The sequence below is a fragment of the Stenotrophomonas sp. Ste96 genome (assembly GCF_024519495.1).
In the GTDB taxonomy this organism is placed as follows: Bacteria; Pseudomonadota; Gammaproteobacteria; order Xanthomonadales; family Xanthomonadaceae; genus Stenotrophomonas; species Stenotrophomonas bentonitica_A.
Genome location: NZ_JALJRX010000003.1, coordinates 163,548 through 181,907 on the forward strand (window position 1 = coordinate 163,548; position 18,360 = coordinate 181,907).

An 18,360-nucleotide genomic window follows, 5' to 3' on the forward strand; every position below is an offset into this window, starting at 1 on the left:
CTTCTATGACGCAGGGGAGTGCGGCACTCAGGCCGCGACGAAATTCATGGCCACGCCGTTCATGCAATAGCGCAGTCCGGTCGGGCGCGGGCCGTCATCGAAGACGTGGCCGAGGTGGCCACCGCAACGCCGGCAGTGCGCCTCGACCCGGACCATGCCCAGCGTGGTGTCGCGGTCTTCGCCGACGGCATCGTGCAGCGGCGCCCAGAAGCTGGGCCAGCCGGTGCCGCTGTCGAACTTGGTGGAGGAGGAGAACAGCGGCAGCGCGCACCCCGCACAGGTGAAGGTGCCGCGCCGGTGTTCCTTGTTGAGCGGGCTGCTGAACGGCCGCTCGGTGCCCTGCCGGCGCAGCACGCTGTACTGGCCCGGGGTGAGCTGCTCGCGCCACTGCGCATCGCTGCGCATGACCTCGAACTGGCGCGCAGGCGCGGCAGGGGCCGCCGGGGCGGGCCCGCTGCAGGCGGTCAGGCCGAACAGACCGGCGGCGGCCGCCATGCCACCCATTCCAAGCACATTGCGACGTGTGTAGCGCATGGCCGATCTCCGGGTACGGGAACGATGCGGCCATGCTGCGCCCGGCCCGGTCAACGAATCCTCACGCAGGGTTAAATTTTCCGTGACACATTCCGGTCGCGATCCGCCGACAATGCCTCATGCCCTCCTGCCGCCCCCCGAGCCGATGAGCAGCGCCAAGCGTGTCCTGATCGTCGAAGACGATGTCCACATCGCCAACCTGCTGCGCATGCACCTGCGCGACGAGGGCTATGAGGTCACCCATGCCGCCACCGGCGACGAGGGGTTGGCCCTGCTCGAAGGCCAGCCCTGGAGCGCGCTGGTACTGGACCTGATGCTGCCCGGCGTGGACGGCCTGGAGATCTGCAAGCGCGCCCGCGCGATGACGCGCTACACCCCGATCATCATCACCAGTGCGCGCGCCAGCGAAGTGCACCGCATCCTGGGGCTGGAGCTGGGCGCGGATGACTACCTGGCCAAACCGTTCTCGATGCTGGAACTGGTCGCCCGCGTGAAAGCACTGCTGCGCCGCGTGGAAGCGATGGCGCAGAACGCGCGCATTGATGCCGGTGAAACCGAGGTGGCCGGGCTGCGCATCGACCCGGTCGCACGCACGGCGCAGGTGGAGGGCAGGCCACTGGAACTGACCCCGCGCGAATTCGACCTGCTCTACTTCTTCGCCCGTCACCCAGGCCAGGTGTATTCGCGCATGGACCTGCTCAACCAGGTCTGGGGCTACCAGCACGACGGCTACGAACACACCGTCAACACCCACATCAACCGGCTGCGCAACAAGATCGAGCGCGATGCGGCCAATCCGCAGCGCATCCAGACGGTCTGGGGGCGCGGCTACAAACTGGTCGATGGCAACGAAGGGGGCGGCGCATGATCCGGCTCACGTTGTCGCAGCGCCTGTCCGCGGTGTTCTTCGCGCTGCTGCTGTTGTGCTGTGGCGCGCTGGTGTGGATCCAGATGCGCAGCACCACGGTGCATGAGCAGGAAACCGTACAGCGCCTCTCGCGCGGGCTGGCCGAACACATCGCGCGCAGTGGTGAGTTGATGGATGGCCGCGGCATGCGCAACGGCGAAGTGCGCGCGCTGTTCGGCAAGCTGATGGCGGTCAACCCGAGCGTGGAGGTATACCTGCTCGACGACCAGGGCCGCATCCTCGGCCACGATGCTCCGGACGGTCATCTCAAGCGCAGCCGGGTCGATCTGGCACCGGTAAAGGCGCTGCTGCGCGACGAGCCGCTGCCGATCCTCGGCGATGACCCGCGCAGCGCCACTGGCCGCAAGGTGTTCAACGCGGCGCCGCTGTGGGTGCAGGGGCATCAGGCCGGCTACATCTACGTGGTGCTGGTCGGTGAACAGCGCGAAGCACTGGCGGCCAACATCGCCGCCAACAGTACGCTGCGCACCACGCTGTGGTCGTTGGCGATCGTCGCGGTGGTGGGCCTGCTGGCCGGCCTGGTCGCGTTCCGTTGGGTCACCCGCCCGCTGCGCCAGCTGACCCGGCGCATCCAGTCCTTCGATGTCGATGCCGCCACCCCCGATGCCGCCCCGCCGCCGGCGCCGCTGCGCAGCGGCGAGCGCGATGAACTGGCCATCCTGCAGCACAGCTTTGGTCACATGGCCCAGCGCCTGGGCGAGCAATGGCAACAGTTGCGCCAACAGGACCTGCAGCGGCGCGAGCTGGTGGCCAATATCTCCCACGACCTGCGCACGCCGCTGTCCTCGCTGCACGGGTATCTGGAAACGCTGGCCCTCAAAGACGCCACGCTGGGCGCCGACGAGCGCCAGCGCTATCTCTCGATCGCGCTGTCGCAGAGCCACAAGGTCGGGCGCCTGGCCCAGGCGTTGTTCGAGCTGGCCCGGCTCGAACACGGCGGTGTCGTACTGGACCGCCAGGCGTTCTCGCTGCCGGATCTGATCCAGGATGTGTTCCAGAAATTCGAGCTGGCGGCCGAGTCGCGCCGGCAGACTCTCAGCGCCGACATTCCGCCGGGTATCCCGCCGGTGATCGCGGACCTGGCATTGATCGAGCGGGTGCTGACCAACCTGCTCGACAACGCGATCCGCCATACGCCGGAAGGCGGGCGCATCACGGTCACCCTGCGCGCGGCCGATGGCCAGGTGCAGGTCAGCGTGGCCGATACCGGCCCGGGCATTGCCGCCGAACGCCGCGCCACCCTGTTTACCGCGATGCCGGCGTTGAGCAGCCAGCGGCCGGACAGCGGTGGTCTGGGCCTGCTGATCGTGCATCGCATCGTGCAGCTGCACGGGCGTGAGATCCGCCTGCTGGAGAGCCCGGAAGGGGCGTTGTTCGTGTTCTCGTTGCCGGCGGCGCGGTAACAGCGCCCAAAAAAAGACCCGACAGAGGGAGGGTTCTGTCGGGTCTGGGATTGCGTGGGGGGAGGGACCCACGCAAATTCGATGTTGTCCGGCTCAGCCGCGGGTCTTGCCCGCGCTGGGCGTGGCGGCCGCGAACGGCTGCCGGGCGAGTTCGCTGAAGGCTTCGGAGGCCTTCAACCCCAGGCCGGCCACTTCCTGGCTAGCGCTGGTCCAACGGGCGAGGTTGTCACGTGCCAGTTGCGCGCCCTTGGGCAGCAGCGACTGCAGCGTGCCGGAGTCCTGTGACTGCACGACTTCACCGAAGAACCCGCTGGTGGCGGTGATGTTCTTCTCCAGCGTCTTCAACTGCACCCCGAACATGCTTTCGGCATTTTCCAGCGCGAGCCGGTTGGCGCGCGTGGCCGTGGCGGCCAGCTGGCGGGTGTAGTCGCTGAAGGAATCGGTGAACGCGGACGCCATGGTCAGGACGGCTCGAGAACGTTGATGCAATGCAGCATACGCCGAAAATATTGCATTGCAACATTTCGTTGCCAGTTGTGGTCCGGTTTCACCTGAACCGCTTTCCGATCAATGGGTTGCATGGGTCGGGGGCCGCGATGACCGGCGGACAGCCGACCAACGGTCGGCTCTACCGCGCTGTGCACCCGCGCGCCGCCAATCAACCGCGATAGCGGCAGCCGGACGTGCAGGTTTCGTGCACGGTGACTTCGCTCAGCTCGGGCAGGGCCGGCTTGAGTTCGTTCCAGATCCAGACCGCCAGCCGCTCGCTGGTCGGGTTCTCCAGACCGGGGATGTCATTGAGGTAGTGGTGGTCCAGGCGGTCATAGATCGGCTGGAAGGCGGCTTTGACGTCGCCGAAATCCATGATCCAGCCGGTCTGCTCACCTGGCTCGCCCTCCACTTTCAGTTCCACCCGGAACGAGTGGCCGTGCAGGCGCGCGCACTTGTGGCCCGGCGGCACATTGGGGAGGTGGTGAGCGGCCTCGAGGGTAAAGACTTTGAAGATTTCCATGGCCGCATTGTAGCGGTGGGCCGGGGGTGCGGCAGCGCCAGGCCGTTAATTGTTGCTAACGAAAACATTTCCATCCGGATGAAGAGATGTTAGTTTCTCTTATATCCGTATGAAGAGATGTTATTGGCCGTGGTTCAGCCAGACATGGACTACTGCGGAACTTGTCGTCCACCACCCCACTGAAGTTCATGCCCAAGCCCACTCTTCTTGTAGCGGCGTTGTCCGTCGCTCTGGCCACGCCTTTGACCGCGTTCGCCGACGCCGCCCCCGATGCCGCCGCCGCCGGCGACAGCAAGACCCTCGCCGCCGTACGGGTCACCGGGTCCAACATCAAGCGCACCGATACCGAGTCGGCCAACCCGGTGCAGGTGATCGAGCGCCAGCAGCTGGAGGAGACCGGCAAGGCCACCGTCGCCGACCTGCTGCGCTCGATCTCGGCCAACACCGGCAACGCCAACAACGAAACCACCAACAACGGCTGGGCCTCCGGTTCGGCCGGCATCGGCCTGCGCGGCCTGTCGCAGAAGAACACGCTGGTGCTGCTCAACGGCCGTCGCCTGGCCAACTACGGCTTCCCGGCCGGCGGCCTGTCGGACACCTTCGTCAACCTCAACGCGCTGCCGCTGGTCGCCGTGGAGCGCATCGAAGTGCTCAAGGACGGCGCGTCGGCCGTGTATGGCTCCGATGCGGTGGCCGGCGTGGTCAACATCATCACCCGGCAGAATTTCGAAGGCGCCGAACTCGGTGGCAGCCTCGGCACCGCCGACCAGGGCGGGCTGGACGAGCAGAACCTGAAGTTCATCGGCGGTATCGGTGATCTGGACACGGATGGCTACAACATCCTGGTCAGCCTGGAAGGCTACAACCGCGAGCGCCTGGACCAGGACCAGCGCGACCTGACCAAGTCGGGCATCTACACCGACAAGCCCGGCGGCCGCTGGAACGGCTGGTCGGCCAAGGGCGCGCGGTATCTGGTCAACGGCACCTCGGTGCCGATGCTCGATTCCAACGGCAACTGCCCGGAGGGCACCACCCTGGTCGCCAGCGCGCCGATCGATGGCCTGGCCGGCAACACCTGCGGCTTCAACCAGGCGCCGTACACCACGCTGATCCCCTCGACCAAGCGTTACCAGGCCTATGTCAACGGCACCTTCCGGGTGAACGACAACGTCGAAGCCTTCGGTGAAGTGCTCTACAGCGACATCAAGGGCGTCTCCTGGTTCGGCAGCAGCCCGTTCTTCACCCTGGAAAGCGGTCGCTTCGCGCTCAACGCCGATACCGGGCTGGCCGAGCCGGTCTCCTCCAATCTGCCGGCGAGCAGCCCTTACAACCCCTACGGCCGCGCCGTGCCGATCGAGTACACCTTCTTCAACCTCGGTGCGACCATCAAGACCAACCGCTCGCAGGCTTACCGCGGCCTGGTCGGGCTGCGCGGCAGCCTGCAGAACTGGGACTGGGAAGTGGGTGCATTCGGTGCGCGCAGCAGTGAGCGCGAGACCGTCTCCGGCGGCTTCGCCAATCGCTATGCGCTGGCCGATGCGCTGGCCACCGGCAGCTACAACCTGCTCAATCCCGCGGCCACCCCGCAGGACGTGCTCAACGCGATCAACATCAGCACGCTGCGCCCGGCCGAGTCGGTGCTGCAGGGCGTGGATGCCAAGATCTCCGGTGCGATCGGGCACACCTGGGCCGGCGAGATCGGCTTTGCCGCCGGTGCCGAGTGGCGCCGCGAAAAACTCGATTCCAACAACCCCTGGCAGATCGATGCGGGCCTGCAGATCCGCCCGGCGATCGCCGAAGTGCACGGTGAGCGCAAGGTGACCGCGGCCTATGCCGAAGTGAACGTGCCGCTGGCCGAGCGCCTGGAGCTGCAGGCCGCTGCGCGCGCCGATCATTACAGCGATTTTGGCGATGCCTTCTCGCCCAAGCTGAGCCTGCGCTGGCAGCCGTGGGACATCCTGCTGGTGCGCGCGGCCGCCTCCAAGGGCTTCCGTGCGCCGTCGCTGTCGGAGAATTCCAACAGCACCAGCATCGCCTACGGCAGCGTGATCGATCCGCGCGATCCGGACGTGCCGGGCTCGCGGCAGAACCCGACCTTCTTCACCGTGGGCAACAACGACCTCAAGCCCGAGCGCACCAAGAGCTTCAACGCCGGCATCGTGCTCTCGCCGTGGTCCAACACCAGCCTGAGCGTGGACTACTACCGTATCGAGCTGGAGAACCTGGTAGGCACCAACAACACCCAGACCCTGGTCACCGATGACGTGCCCGGTGCGGTGCTGCGCGATGAGCGTGGCAAGCTGCTGGCGGTCTACAACCGCTATCAGAACCTGAGCGAGCTGAAGACATCCGGCTTCGATGTCGAACTGCGCCAGCGCTTCCCGACCGAGCGTGCCGGCAACTTCGGCCTGAGCACCGCCTTCACCCACGTGCGCGACTACAGCCGCCCCACCGTGGTCGGTGGCCCGCTGGTGGATTACGCCGGCAGCAACCTCGGCGCCACCCTGCCCAAGAACAAGGCAACCACCACCTTCGATTGGAGCTATGGCGATTTCCGCACCGCGCTGACCTGGTACTACACCAGCGGCTACGACCAGAAGGCCAGCGCCGCGGCCACCGCCGTGCAGGACCGCGTGGATGCCTACAACCAGTTCGACCTGTACGTGGGCTACACCGGCATCGACAAGCTGACCCTGTACGCGAAGATCCAGAACCTGGCCGATGAGGAACCGCCGTACGACGCCTCGTTCCCGGGCATCCGCGCGCCGTACGACTTCAGTCAGTACGACCTGCGCGGCCGCTACTTCACGGTCGGCTTCGACTACCGCTTCTGAACCTGCGGGCCGGTCGCCTTCGCGCCGGCCCGGCACCTGGCTGCACCGGAGCGTGCGCATCCAACGGGGCCGGCGGAGATGCCGGCCCGCTTCATGGGGAACTGCTGTGTCTTTGCATCGTGTCGTGTCACGTCCCATCACCTGGCTGGTGGGCGCGTTGTGGTTGCTGGCCGCGCCAGCGTTCGCGCAGAGCGCGTACTTCTTCCCGCAGGGCGGCGAGTTCGATCCGTCCATTCCCACCCCGCAGCAGTTCCTCGGCTATGAGATCGGCAGCCGCTACACGCGGCACGATCAGCTGGTGGCGTATTTCAACGAACTGGCCAAACACTCCGACAAGATCAAGGTGGAAGAGATCGGGCGCAGTTACGAGGGCCGCCCGCTGCTGATCGCCACGGTCACCTCGGCACAGAATCTGCAGAACCTGGAGGCGCTGCGGCGCCAGCACGTCACCCTGGCCGATCCGGCGCAGCCGCTCTCGGCCGCCGGCAGCAGCCCGGTGGTGGTGTGGCTGGGCTACAGCGTGCACGGCAATGAAACCTCCAGCGGTGAAGCAGCGATGCTCACCGCCTACTATCTGGTCGCCAACCGCAGTGTGGAAACCGCGCAGTGGCTGCAGCAGGCGGTGGTGCTGTTCGATCCGGCGCAGAACCCGGACGGGCGTGACCGCGCGGCGAGCTGGCACAATGCGTATGCGTCCTCGCCGGCCTCGGCCGACCCGGCGACAAGGAACATGTCGAACCGTTCCCGCAGGGCCGCACCAATCACTACTTCACCGACCTCAACCGCGACTGGCTGGCGCTGACCCAGCAGGACACGCGGCCGAAGATCGCGTACTTCCACCAGTGGTATCCCAACGTCCAGATCGATTTCCACGAGATGGGCAAGGACAGCACCTACTACTTCGAACCGTCGCCGGCCAGCATGCACAGCCCGCTCATCCCGGCCTCGTCGTATGCGTTCAACAAGACCCTGGCCAAGTACCACGCACAGTCGCTGGATGCGCTGGGCTCGCTGTACTACACCGGGGAGAACTTCGATAACTTCTCGCCGGTCTATGGCTCGACCTACCCGGACTTCCACGGTGCGGTGGGGGTGACCGTGGAGCAGGCCAGCTCGCGCGGCCGCGTGCAGGAATCGGTCAACGGCCTGCTGACCTTCGGCTTCACCATCCGCAACCAGGTGGCCACCGGCCTGGGCACCGTGCGCGGCGCGGTCACCGAGCGCGACGGGCTCCTGAAGCTGCAGAAGGATTTCTTCCAGTCGGCCCTGAAGCAGGCCAACCAGCAGCCGGTGAAGTCGTTCGTGTTCGGCGACGCGGCCGATCCGGGCCTGACCCGGCGCCTGCTGGATCTGCTGCTGCAGCACCAGATCACCGTGCAGGCATTGAGCGCCCCGGTGACGGTGGACGGCCAACGCTTCGAGCCGGGCAGCGCCTACGTGGTCCAGGCCGCGCAGCCGCAGTTCCGCCTCGTCCATTCGATCTTCGCCGACACCCCGCCGATCAAGGGCGATGTGTTCTACGGCAGCACCTCCTATGCGATCGCACCAGCCTACGGCGTCGCGTTCGCCGCCAGCCGCAGCCGGATTGCCGGTGGCGAGCGCGTGGCCAGCGTGCCGGATGCGAACGGTGGCGTGGCCGGTGGCCAGGCGGGCTATGCCTACGTGTTTGACTGGCGCGATTACAACGCCAGCCGCGCGCTGTACGCGCTGCAGGCCAAGGGCCTGCTGACCCGCGCCGCGTTCCAGCCGTTCACGGCAGCCACCGCGCAGGGCGAGCAGTCGTTCGGCTACGGCAGCGTGGTGGTGCCGGTGGCGGGCCAGCCGCTGGCCGGTGCCGAACTGCTCGCGGCGGTCGACGCCGCGGCACGCAGCAGTGGCGTGCACATCCAGGCGCTGTCCAGCGGGCAGAGCCGTGGGGGTATCGATCTGGGCAGCGACAGTGTCAAGGCACTGCGCAAGCCGGCGGTCGCGCTGGTGATGGGCGAGGGCGTGAGTGCCACCGAGATCGGCTCGGCCTGGTTCCTGCTTGATCAGCACCTGCAACTGCCGGCCAGCAAGATCGATCCGGCCCAGCTCGGCAAGGTCGCTCTGGATCGCTACACCACCATTGTCCTGGCCGGGGGCACCTACGGTGGCGTCGATGCCACCGCCGTGGCCGCGCTCAAGCGCTGGATCAATGCTGGCGGCACGTTGATCACCTACGGCACCGCCGCGCGCTGGGCGATCGAGCAGAAGCTCAGCGACGAAGTGCTGGGGCCGGAGGAGAAGGAACCGGAGGCGGCACGACGCGCCTTTGGCGATCAGCGCGACATCGCCGCGATCGAGCGCGTGAGCGGCAACATCCTCAGCGCCGACGTGGACACCACGCATCCGCTGGGCTTCGGCGTGCCGCGCCGGCAGCTGGCGGTGAACAAGGAAAACGGCCTGAGCTTCCAGCCCAGCCGCAACCCGTTCTCCACGGTGGTACGCATCGACGAAGCGCCCAAGGTCAATGGGTATCTGTCCGAGCGCAACCGCAGCCGTGTCGCCGGTGCGGCCTGGCTGCTGGTATCGCCGCAGGGGCAGGGCAACGTGGTGCTGTTCGCCGATGACCCGGCGCACCGCAAGTACTGGCATGGCACCGAGCGCCTGCTGTTGAACGCGATCTTCTTCGGCAACCAGCTCAACCCGACCAAGCCGCGCGGCTGACGCCTTCGGCAGCGGTAGTGCCGGCCGCTGGCCGGCTCCCGACCACACCCGGGGTGACACGCAGGCCTCCTCTGCAATGCGTCCGAAACAGCCGACCAACGTCGGCTGTTTTCGGTTGCTGGACACCCATCACACCCCTTGTGAAAATTCCGTATTGCGAATCATTCGCAATAAGAATAGGATGGCGCCCGCCGGGATCGCCCGGCTGTTTCCGCGAGAAGCCGCCCGCCTGATCGCTGCGCGTCCACGTTGTCGAACCGTAACCGTCCTTTCTCCAGGGGAACCACCATGAAGATCGTCCCGCTCACCGCGGCCCTGCTGGCACTGGTGCTGGCGCCGGCCGCCCATGCACAGCCGGCCACCAAGGCCACCCCTGTGTCCCCGACCGCAGCCGCCTTCCTGGCGCAGTTCGCCACCGAAGGGACCGACAGCGTCAGCTGGGCCCAGTTCGAGGCCTTCCGCAAGCAGCGTTACACCGACACCGACCGCAACCAGGACGGCCACGTCGACGAACAGGAATACGTCGATGAGTACCTGCAGCGCTTCGATGTGCGCCTGGCCGACGCGCGCACCGGCCACCTGCGCCAGACCGACATCCGTTTCAAGGCACTGGATCGCGACGGGAACGGGGCGATCAGCCGCGCCGAGTACGATGCCGCCGGCGAACGCACCTGGGCCGGCTACGAGGCCTCGCAGAACGCCACGCAGGAGACGGCCGCGGCGTCTTCGCGCGATCCGCTGAAGATGCCGACCTCGCACACCGCCAACGGCATGCTGGAACTGTACGACCGCAACCAGGATGGCGCGGTGGATCGCGACGAGTTCGATGCAGTGCGTGCCGCGGGCTTCGCCGCCACCGATGCCGACGGCAACGGTACGCTGTCGCTGGCCGAATACACCGCCGAGTTCAGCGGCCGCCTGGAGCAGCAGCGCCAGCGTGTGCGTGCCGATGCCGCGCGCCAGGCCCGCGTGCGCTTCGCCTCGCTGGACAAGGACACCGATGGCCGCATGACCTTTGCCGAGTACCAGCTCTCGGGCAAGCGCATGTTCGACCGCGCCGACAGCAATGGCGACGGCATCGTCGATGCACGCGATCCCGAGCCGGTCGCCGGCGCGCACTCGGCCAACGGCAACCGCTAGCGGCCTGGACGTGCGCTGCACGTCGCCCGCCTGCACCCACGGATGAACCCGGCGCGCGCCCCCTGCGCGCCCTTGCCCCCCAGCCCCGCTCGATCCACCGATCGCCGCAGCCAGGAACGGCCCGCCGCCACCGCGGCCTCACGCCATTTCCTTCCCCTCCTGCGGAGCTTGATCATGAAGTCGTCCCTCACCCTGCTGGCGCTGGCGGTTGGCGCCAGCCTGTCCGTCACCGTGCATGCTGAAACCGCTGCCGATGCCAGCACGCTCGATACCGTGCGCGTGCAGGCCGAGCGCGCCAAGAAAACCCGTTCGGCCAACCAGAACGTCACCGTCCTTACCGCGGCCGATCTCGACAACGAGATGGCCAACACGATGGAAGAAGCGATCCGCTACATCCCCGGTGTCAGCATCGTGGACATGGGTCGCTTCGGCGACAACGGCTTCAATATCCGCGGCCTGGAAAGCGACCGCGTCGCGATCACCGTCGATGGCCTGAGCCTGGGCGAATCGGTGGAAACCGCGCGGTCCTACGAGTTCTTCCGCGGTGGCCGCGGCGATGTGGACATCGATACCCTCAAAAGCCTGGCCGTGATCAAGGGCGCCGACTCGATCAGCGCCGGCAGCGGTGCGCTGGGGGGTGCGGTGGTGTTCACCACCAAGGACCCGGCCGACTACCTCACGCCCACCGGCAACGACACCCACCTGGGCTTCAAGGCGGGTTACTCGGGTGCCAATGACGAAACCATGGGCACGCTGACCTTTGCCAACCGTACCGGCATCGTCGAATCGATGCTGGTCTACACCCGCCGCGAAGGCCATGAATCCGAGTCGTGGTATGACACCACCAACGACCGCATCGGGGTCGGTCGCCGCACGCCGGATCCGGTGGACAGCACCCGCGACAACCTGCTGGGCAAGCTCGACCTGCAGCTCGACGAGGCCAACACGCTGGGCTTCCTCTACGAGCGTGGCCGCGCCACCAACGACGTGGACAACCTCTCGCGCGTCTACGCGCCGGGTTACCTGTCGCGCAAAGGTCATGACACCAACGACCGTGACCGCTACGGGGTGAACTACCAGTGGCGCGCTGACAACGCGCTGTTCGATACGCTGGATGCACAGCTGGACCGCCAGGTCACCGACAGCCGTGGCATCACCACCATCGTGGCCGGCAGCGGCTGCCCCGGCGGCACGACGCCATGCCTGCGCAGCGAGAACCGCTCGACCAAGCAGACCCTGGACCGCGCCGCGGCCGACTTCAGCAAGGTCTTCGCCACTGCCGGCGCGCGCCATGACGTGGTCTACGGCCTGGCCTGGCAGCAGCGCGACATCGATTTCACTGCGGTTGATACGCGCTGGAACGCGGCCGGCGCGGTCGCCTCGGTGGAGATCGACCCGCGGCAGGTGCCCAAGACCGACGTGACTGCCTGGAACCTGTACCTGCGCGACAGCGTGCAGTTGCTGGACGAACGGCTGACGCTCAGCGCCGGTGCGCGCTACGACCGTTACGATTACTCACCGCACGTGGATGCCACCTTCGTGGACCGCACCGGCACCGTGCGCGATGTGAGCTTCGCTTCGCCGAGCTGGCAGCTGGGCGCCGAGTACCGCTTCCTGCCCGATCACGCGCTGTGGGCGCAGGTGGGTCGTGGCTTCCGCGCCCCGACCGTGGCGGACATGTATTCGCCGACCAGCGCCACCCAGGTCATCAACGCGCAGAACGGCCAGCCGCTGCTGCTCAACGACACCGTCTCCAACCCGGACCTGGAGGCGGAGAAGAGCCTGAATCTGGAGTTCGGCTACCGCTGGAGCACCGATCGCGCGCAGCTGGGCCTGTCGGTGTTCCGCGACCGCTACGAGAACTTCATCGAGTACACCAACCTGGTCCAGTCGGTACCCGGCGGCTTCCGCACCACCGCCACCGGCCCGGTGCTGTATTCGCGCAACTACACGATGCCGACCAACGCGGGCGAAGTGACGGTGAAGGGCGTGGAGCTGGAAGGGCGCTGGCAGATCAGCGACGCCTGGTCCTCGCGCCTGGCGGCCTCCTACAGCGAAGGCGAGAAGCGCAACGGCGACCCGCTGGAGAGCATCGTGCCGGCCAGTGCGGTACTGGGCGTGCGCTACGCGCCGTCGCCGGTGTGGAACCTCACCGCCAGCGTGACCCACGCCGTGGCCAAGAAAGCGAAGGACGCCTACACCACCGACGCCACCGGCAAGGTCATCACGCCCGCCTTCGTCGACAAGGCCGATGGCTACACCGTGCTGGATCTGTACGGCACCTGGAACGTCACCCCGCAGTGGAAGCTCAGCGCCGGTATCTACAACCTGACCAATGAGGAGTACTACCTCTGGCAGCGCGTGCGCAACATCAACAAGGGCACCAACACGCTGTACGGCTACGTCAACGATGAGGGCATCGGCCGCTACAGCGAGCCCGGCCGCAATGCGCGGATCACGGTGGCCTACAGTTTCTGAGTCGGGGCGCCGAGCCACTGCCGGACAGGCGCCAACGACCGGGCCGGTAGTGCCGGCCGCTGGCCGGCTCCCGAGACACACAAAAAAGGGCGACGCAGATGCGTCGCCCTTTTTGCGTTTCAGCGATGCCCGGAGGAATCAGCTGGCGCGACCGCCGCCGCCACCCTGGCTGCGACCGGCACCGCCACGGCGCTGGCCCTGCGGCTGGCCACCGCGCGGTGCACCGCGACCGGCGCCATCACGCTGGCCGCCACCGGCCTTCTTCGGGCCGGCATGGGCGTGGCGCGGGGCCTCGCTGTGCGGACGACGCGCATGCTTGCGCGGCGAACGATCGCCACCCGGCACTTCGGCCTTGCCCGGCGCACTGTTGCCCCAGCGGATCGGGGTCTGCGGCTCGAAGCCCGGCACGTCGCGGATGTCCATGTCCTTGTCGAGCAGGCGCACGATCTGGCGCAGCAGCTTGGCTTCGTCCTGGGCCACCAGCGAAATCGCCTGGCCGGTCGAACCGTTACGGCCGGTACGGCCGATGCGGTGCACGTAATCCTCGGCCACCATCGGCAGGTCGTAGTTGATGACCTTCGGCAGCTCGTTGATGTCGATACCGCGCGCGGCGATGTCGGTGGCCACCAGCACGGTCACGCGGCCGGCCTTGAAGTCACCCAGGGCACGCAGGCGCTGGCCCTGGCTCTTGTTGCCATGGATCGCCGCGGTCTTGATGCCGGACTTGTCCAGGAACATCGCCAGCTTGTCGCAGCCATGCTTGGTACGGCCGAACACCAGGGTCTGCTCACGGCTGTCCTGCGCCAGCAGGTGCAGCAGCAGTTCGCGCTTGCGCGCGCCATCGACCGGATGCACGCGGTGGGTGATGGTCTCGGCGACGGTGTTCTTCGGGGTCACCTGGATCTGCGCCGGATCGCGCATGAACTCCAGGGCCAACTGCTTGATGCTCTCTTCGAAGGTGGCCGAGAACAGCAGGGTCTGGCGGTTCTGGCGCGGCAGCTTGGCGAGGATCTTCTTGATCGACGGCAGGAAGCCCATGTCGAGCATGCGGTCGGCTTCGTCCAGGACCAGGATCTCGATGCCGGACAGGTCGACGCTGCGACGCTCGATGTGATCGATCAGGCGGCCCGGGCAGGCGACCAGCAGGTCCACGCCACGGCGCAGCACGTCGAACTGGTTGCCCATGCCGACGCCGCCGTAGATGCAGGCGCTCGGGATGCGCAGATACTTACTGTAGCCGCGCAGGCTGTCATGTACCTGGGTGGCCAGTTCGCGGGTGGGGGCGAGCACCAGTGCACGCGGCTTGCGCGGGCCATTGACGGCCTGCGGGTTGGTACCCAGGTGCTGCAGCAGCGGCAGGCCGAAGGCGGCGGTCTTGCCGGTACCGGTCTGTGCGCCGGCCAGCAGGTCGCGACCTTCCAGGGCGAGCGGGATGGCCTGCTCCTGGATCGGCGTGGGGGTATCGTAGCCCTGCTCGGTCAACGCGCGCAGCAGGAACGGGGCAAGGCCCAAGGATTCAAAAGACATCGGGTGGAAGCTCCAAAGACAAAGTAACGCCAGGCCGAATGGCCGGACGCGAGGCAGATCAATGTGATCGGCTGACTCGGAGCGTTCCCGTGAACCGCGCTGCGAGAATTGGGTGCAGTCGACGCGGTGCGAAGACTGGAATGCATGACGAATGGCGTCGGAGTGGGGGCGGGCGACGGATCGTTGATCCATATCGCCGGCGATCCCGAAGGGAAACGGACGGCCGCTGCAGACCCCGATAGTCTAACGGATGTTTGAGACCCATACCAAACCTCCCTGTTCAGCTTGGGAGGAGGGGGCGGAACGATAGCGCCACGCCATGCGTGGCTGCTCCTGCGCGTAGGCAATGCATTACGGTAAGGCGATGCGGCGGTGCAGCTGGTCGGTCCGCCAACCATTTGATTACACTTGAAACCTATTTTCGCGATCCCGGATACCCACCCATGAAGCTTGGTTCTTTGAAGGAAGGCGGCCGCGACGGCACCCTGATCGTGGTCTCGCGCGACCTGCGCCAGGGCGTGCGCGCCACCGGCATCGCCGCGACCCTGCAGCAGGCCCTGGAAGACTGGAGCCACCTGGCCCCGCGCCTGAATGCCCTGTACGAATCGCTGAACGATGGCGACGCCGACGGCGTGTTCGACATCGACCTGCAGGCGCTGGCTGCGCCGCTGCCGCGTGCCTATGAATTCGTCGATGGCAGCGCCTACCTGCCGCACGTGGCCCGCGTGCGCCGCGCCCGTGGCGCCGAAGTGCCGGAGAGCTTCTACACCGACCCGCTGATGTACCAGGCCACCAGTGCCGGTTTTTACGGCCCGCGCGACGCGGTCAAGGTGGTCAGCGAGGAATACGGCATCGATCTGGAAGCCGAGCTGGTGGTGATCACCGACGACGTGCCGATGGCGGTGACGCCGGAGCAGGCTGCCGGCCATATCCAGCTGATCGGCCTGGTCAATGATGTCTCGCTGCGCAACCTGATCCCGGGCGAACTGGCCAAGGGCTTCGGCTTCCTGCAGTCCAAGCCGCGCTCGGCGCTGTCACCGGTGTTCGTCACCCCCGATGAGCTGGGTGACGCCTGGCAGGACAGCAAGGTCCACCTGCCGCTGCTCACCCATATCAATGGGGAATGGTTCGGCGCGCCGGAAGCCGGCGTGGACATGCAGTTCAACTTCGCCCAGCTGGTCGCGCACGCCGCCAAGACCCGTCCGCTGGGCGCCGGTGCAATCGTCGGCTCGGGCACCATCGCCAACGAGGACACCAGCAAGGGTGCGTCCTGCTTCGCCGAACAGCGCACCGTGGAAACCCTGCGCGATGGCAAGCCGAGCACGCCGTTCATGTCCTTCGGCGATGTGGTGCGGATCGAGATGTTCGATGCGGCCGGCGAGAGCATCTTCGGTGCGATCGAACAGCGCATCGAGCAGGCGGCCAAGCCCTGAGCACTGGCCGGGAGACCGCCATGGAACCGATCGAGCTGTTCAGTTACTGGCGCTCCAGCGCAGCCTACCGCGTGCGCATCGGGCTGAATCTCAAGGGCCTGCCGCACCGGATCACCCCGGTGCACCTGGTCCGCGAGGGCGGCGAACAGCACGGCGCGGCCTATGCCGCGCTCAACCCGCAGGAGCTGGTACCGACCCTGCGCCATGGCGAGCGCGTGCTGCAGCAGTCGATGGCGATCCTGGAGTATCTGGACGAGGTGTTCCCGGCCCCGCCGTTGCTGCCCGCCGATGCGGAGGGCAGGGCACGGGTGCGTGCGCTGGCGCAGCTGGTGGCCTGCGACATCCACCCGCTCAACAACCTGCGGGTGATGCAGTATCTGGAGCGCACGCTGCAGGCCGGCGCCGAGGCACGCACCCAGTGGACGCTGCACTGGATGGCGGAGGGGTTCGCGGCGATGGAAACGCTGTTGGCCGGCGATGCCAGGACGGGTACGTTCTGTCATGGCGACCAGCCCGGCCTGGCCGATGCCTGCCTGGTGCCGCAGCTGTACAACGCGCACCGGTTCGGGCTGGATCTGGCGCCGTACCCGACGTTGCAGCGTATCGAAGCCGCGTGCCTGGCCCTGCCGGCATTCGATGCAGCCAGGCCCGAGCATCAGATCGACGCAGGATGACGGTGGGCATCGACAGATCGACGCGGGGAGACGGGTAGGCATCGACCGTTGGTCGATGCGCCGTGTCAATTGCCCCCACCAACGGTGGGGGACTGCTAGAACCCGTGCGTGATCGCCGGGGCGGAGGCAGCCGAGTAATCCGCGTACGGATCGTGTTCGCTGCCGCCTTCGGACAGCCGGAATTTCAACGCCAGGCCATCGCGCGAGTCGGCCGCGCGCAGCGCCTCCTCCTGCTCGATGATGCCGTTCTTGGCCATCCGGAACAGGCACTGGTCGAAGCTCTCCATGCCTTCTTCCAGCGAGGCCTCCATCGCCGCCTTGATCTCGTGCACCTGGCCGCGGCGCAGCAGGTCGCGGATCATCGGCGTGTTGATGAGCACTTCGGTGGCCGGCAGGCGGCGCCCGTCCTTGCCCTTGACCAGGCGCTGGGAGACGACCGCGCGCAGGTTCAGGGAGAGGTTCATCAGCACGTTGCGGTGTGCGCTCTCGGGGAAGAAGTTGAGGATGCGCTCGATGGTCTGGTCGGCGTTGTTGGAGTGCAGGGTGGCCAGGCACAGGTGCCCGGTTTCAGCGAACGCGATGGCCGCCTCCATGGTTTCCGCATCCAGGATCTCGCCGATCAGGATCACGTCGGGCGCTTCACGCATCGCGTTCTTCAACGCGTCGTGGAAGGTGTGCGTGTCCAGCCCGACCTCGCGCTGGTTCACGATCGACATCTTGTGTTTGTGCAGGTACTCGATCGGGTCCTCGATGGTGAGGATGTGCCCGGTCGTGGTGCTGTTGCGGTGGTCGATCATCGAGGCCAGCGAGGTCGACTTTCCCGAGCCGGTCGAGCCGACCACCAACACCAGCCCGCGCGGGGTCATGATGACGTCCTTCAGGACCTGGGGCAGGTTGAGTTCTTCGATGCTGGGGATCTTGCTGCGGATCGCGCGGATCACCATGCCGACCTCGCCGCGCTGCTTGAACACGTTGACGCGGAAGCGCCCGGCGTCGGGCAGGGCAATGGCCATGTTGAGCTCGAGCTCGCGCTCGAACTGCGGGGCCTGGCCCTCATCCATCAGCGAGTAGGCGATCTTCTTGACCATCCCGGGCGGCAACCCGGTATTGCCCAGCGGATAGAGTTTCCCCTCGATCTTGATGTATACCGGTGCTCCGGTCGTCAAGAACATGTCCGACGCGTTCTTTTCGGTCATCAGCTTCAGGAAATAGCCGATATCCATGCGAAATGTTTCCCCAACAATCAGCGGCTTGCCATTGCAAGCGCACCGCAGGCTTCCGACAATGGCCGCGCACACAACTCTGGCGACGGCACCCCCAATGAAACCTAGCTTCGCACAAATACGACGGGCCCTGTATGTGACGGTGTGCGCATTCGCGCTCTCTGGTGCCGTACAGGCGCAGGATGGCGCGCTGGAACTGATGCAGGCCCGGCAGGCGGTCGACAAGGCCACCCAGGCCGATGCCGACCAGTACGCCCCGGACCTGATCGCCGTGGCCCGGCAGGGCCTGGAGCAGGCCCAGCGCGCCGCCGGTGACCGCCGCGAGCGCAAGAACGCGCCGATGCTGGCCGTTCGCGCCACGGTCGACGCCGACCTGGCCCGCGCCCGCAGCGAGGAAGCCACCGCTACGGCCCAGCTGCAGCTGCGCCGCAATGAAGTCACCCAGCTGCAGCGCCAGCTCGCCACCGGGGAAGACCGCTGATGCTC

13 protein-coding genes and 1 pseudogene are annotated in these 18,360 nt (G+C 66.8%); 9 read left to right on the forward strand and 5 right to left on the reverse strand.

All coding sequences use genetic code 11. The annotated features are described in order from the left end of the window. Positions 1 to 27 precede the first annotated feature (27 nt). On the reverse strand, positions 28 to 534 hold the full coding sequence (gene msrB, locus OC373_RS10115; protein ID WP_070426550.1) for a peptide-methionine (R)-S-oxide reductase MsrB: 507 nt from the start codon (positions 532 to 534) through the stop codon (positions 28 to 30). Between the two features lie 145 nt (positions 535 to 679). On the opposite strand from msrB, the gene OC373_RS10120 reads away from it, so the two are divergent. Together OC373_RS10120 and OC373_RS10125 are read left to right on the forward strand one after the other, a co-directional pair. Further along, positions 680 to 1,402, forward strand: a complete 723-nt coding sequence (locus OC373_RS10120) for a response regulator transcription factor (protein ID WP_070426551.1) — start codon at positions 680 to 682, stop codon at positions 1,400 to 1,402. After that, the gene (locus OC373_RS10125; RefSeq protein WP_070426552.1) at positions 1,399 to 2,865 is read left to right on the forward strand and encodes a HAMP domain-containing sensor histidine kinase; all 1,467 of its coding nucleotides are present in this window, start codon (positions 1,399 to 1,401) and stop codon (positions 2,863 to 2,865) included. The genes OC373_RS10120 and OC373_RS10125 overlap by 4 nt, the downstream gene beginning before the upstream one ends. A 93-nt stretch (positions 2,866 to 2,958) precedes the next feature. On the opposite strand, the gene OC373_RS10130 is transcribed toward OC373_RS10125, so the two are convergent. Then, a complete protein-coding gene (locus tag OC373_RS10130; RefSeq protein ID WP_070426553.1) occupies positions 2,959 to 3,324 on the reverse strand; it encodes a phasin family protein in 366 nt (121 codons plus the stop codon). Between the two features lie 199 nt (positions 3,325 to 3,523). Further along, entirely contained in the window at positions 3,524 to 3,877 is a 354-nt protein-coding gene (gene queD, locus OC373_RS10135; protein ID WP_046273820.1) for a 6-carboxytetrahydropterin synthase QueD, read from the reverse strand. A gap of 188 nt (positions 3,878 to 4,065) precedes the next feature. Here queD and OC373_RS10140 point away from each other — a divergent pair, with 188 nt between their 5' ends. The 4 genes and pseudogenes from OC373_RS10140 to OC373_RS10155 all read left to right on the forward strand — a co-directional run bounded on the left by OC373_RS10140 (position 4,066) and on the right by OC373_RS10155 (position 13,017). After that, positions 4,066 to 6,711 carry a TonB-dependent receptor gene (locus OC373_RS10140; protein WP_070426554.1) on the forward strand — a complete coding sequence of 882 codons (2,646 nt, stop codon included), beginning with the start codon at positions 4,066 to 4,068 and terminating at the stop codon, positions 6,709 to 6,711. A 124-nt stretch (positions 6,712 to 6,835) separates the two neighbouring features. Then, a pseudogene (locus OC373_RS10145) lies at positions 6,836 to 9,399 on the forward strand (M14 family zinc carboxypeptidase). Between the two features lie 288 nt (positions 9,400 to 9,687). After that, positions 9,688 to 10,539, forward strand: coding sequence for an EF-hand domain-containing protein (locus tag OC373_RS10150; RefSeq protein ID WP_261997647.1), 852 nt, complete (start codon positions 9,688 to 9,690; stop codon positions 10,537 to 10,539). A gap of 174 nt (positions 10,540 to 10,713) precedes the next feature. After that, a complete protein-coding gene (locus OC373_RS10155) occupies positions 10,714 to 13,017 on the forward strand; it encodes a TonB-dependent hemoglobin/transferrin/lactoferrin family receptor (RefSeq protein ID WP_261997648.1) in 2,304 nt (767 codons plus the stop codon). Between the two features lie 138 nt (positions 13,018 to 13,155). On the opposite strand, the gene OC373_RS10160 is transcribed toward OC373_RS10155, so the two are convergent. Continuing rightward, complete coding sequence (locus tag OC373_RS10160; protein WP_070426556.1) at positions 13,156 to 14,544, reverse strand: DEAD/DEAH box helicase; 1,389 nt, start codon at positions 14,542 to 14,544, stop codon at positions 13,156 to 13,158. Between the two features lie 443 nt (positions 14,545 to 14,987). Between OC373_RS10160 and OC373_RS10165 the strand changes: the two genes are divergently transcribed. Both OC373_RS10165 and maiA read left to right on the forward strand, forming a co-directional pair. Then, positions 14,988 to 15,977: a fumarylacetoacetate hydrolase family protein gene (locus OC373_RS10165; RefSeq protein WP_046273781.1), complete on the forward strand. Its 990-nt coding sequence runs from the start codon at positions 14,988 to 14,990 to the stop codon at positions 15,975 to 15,977. A 20-nt stretch (positions 15,978 to 15,997) separates the two neighbouring features. Continuing rightward, positions 15,998 to 16,651 (forward strand): maleylacetoacetate isomerase, encoded by a 654-nt coding sequence (maiA, locus tag OC373_RS10170; RefSeq protein WP_070426557.1) that lies wholly within the window; start codon positions 15,998 to 16,000, stop codon positions 16,649 to 16,651. Between the two features lie 95 nt (positions 16,652 to 16,746). On the opposite strand, the gene OC373_RS10175 is transcribed toward maiA, so the two are convergent. Continuing rightward, a complete protein-coding gene (locus tag OC373_RS10175) occupies positions 16,747 to 17,874 on the reverse strand; it encodes a PilT/PilU family type 4a pilus ATPase (protein WP_046273783.1) in 1,128 nt (375 codons plus the stop codon). A 97-nt stretch (positions 17,875 to 17,971) separates the two neighbouring features. On the opposite strand from OC373_RS10175, the gene OC373_RS10180 reads away from it, so the two are divergent. After that, positions 17,972 to 18,355, forward strand: a complete 384-nt coding sequence (locus OC373_RS10180; RefSeq protein WP_070426558.1) for a DUF4398 domain-containing protein — start codon at positions 17,972 to 17,974, stop codon at positions 18,353 to 18,355. Positions 18,356 to 18,360: the final 5 nt, after the last annotated feature.